At 52.9% G+C, this 859-nt stretch carries 1 protein-coding gene; it reads right to left on the bottom strand.

Translation table 11 applies throughout. The features are described 5' to 3' along the window. Positions 1-859, bottom strand: an 859-nt coding sequence (locus tag FJA49_RS18330; RefSeq protein WP_449404090.1) for an HYR-like domain-containing protein, incomplete at both ends; no start/stop codon positions are given.

Genomic DNA, 859 nt, shown 5'->3' with positions numbered 1-859 from the left:
GCGTAGCCGCAGCCGGGATATTGTCGCAAGACGCAGCCAGTTCGGCAGCAGGCAATGTTCCAACGAATGCAGGAGCCTGAGTATCGGTCACACTAACCACTTGAGTATGCTCGGCAGTATTTCCGCAAAGGTCAGTAGCAGTCCATTTTCTAGTTAATATATATGATGATGGGCAGTTTCCGTCAGTTCTTGTCTCGGCAAAAGTTACCGTTGCGCTTCCGCAAGCATCAGTTGCAGTAAGAGTAGCCGCAGCCGGGATATTGTCGCAAGACGCAGCCAGTTCGGCAGCAGGCAATGTTCCTGCAAAGACAGGAGCCTGAGTATCGGTCACACTAACCACTTGAGTATGCTCGGCAGTGTTACCGCATAGGTCAGTAGCAGTCCATTTTCTTGTAAGAGTATAGCTTCCAGCACAAGCACCGTCAGTCCTAGTCTCGGCGAATGTTACAGTTGCAGTTCCGCAAGCATCGGTTGCAGTAAGCGTAGCCGCAGCCGGGATATTGTCGCAAGACGCAGCCACTTCGGCAGCAGGCAGTGTTCCAACGAATGCAGGAGCCTGGGTATCGGTTACAGTCACCACTTGAGTATGCTCGGCAATGTTACCGCATAGGTCAGTAGCAGTCCATTTTCTTGTAAGGGTATAGCTTCCGGCACAAGCACCGTCAGTCCTAGTCTCGGCAAAAGTTACGGTTGCAGTTCCGCAAGCATCGGTTGCAGTAAGCGTAGCCGCAGCCGGGATGTTGTCGCAAGACGCAGCCAGTTCGGCAGCAGGCAGTGTTCCTTCGAACGCAGGAGCCTGAGTATCGGTCACACTAACCACTTGAGTATGCTCGGCAGTATTACCGCATAGGTCAGTAGC

This window comes from Flavobacterium microcysteis (assembly GCF_006385255.1).
Lineage (GTDB): Bacteria > Bacteroidota > Bacteroidia > Flavobacteriales > Flavobacteriaceae > Flavobacterium > Flavobacterium microcysteis.
Note: the sequence above shows the minus strand (reverse complement) of the source record. Positions and strands in the feature narration are given on the sequence as shown.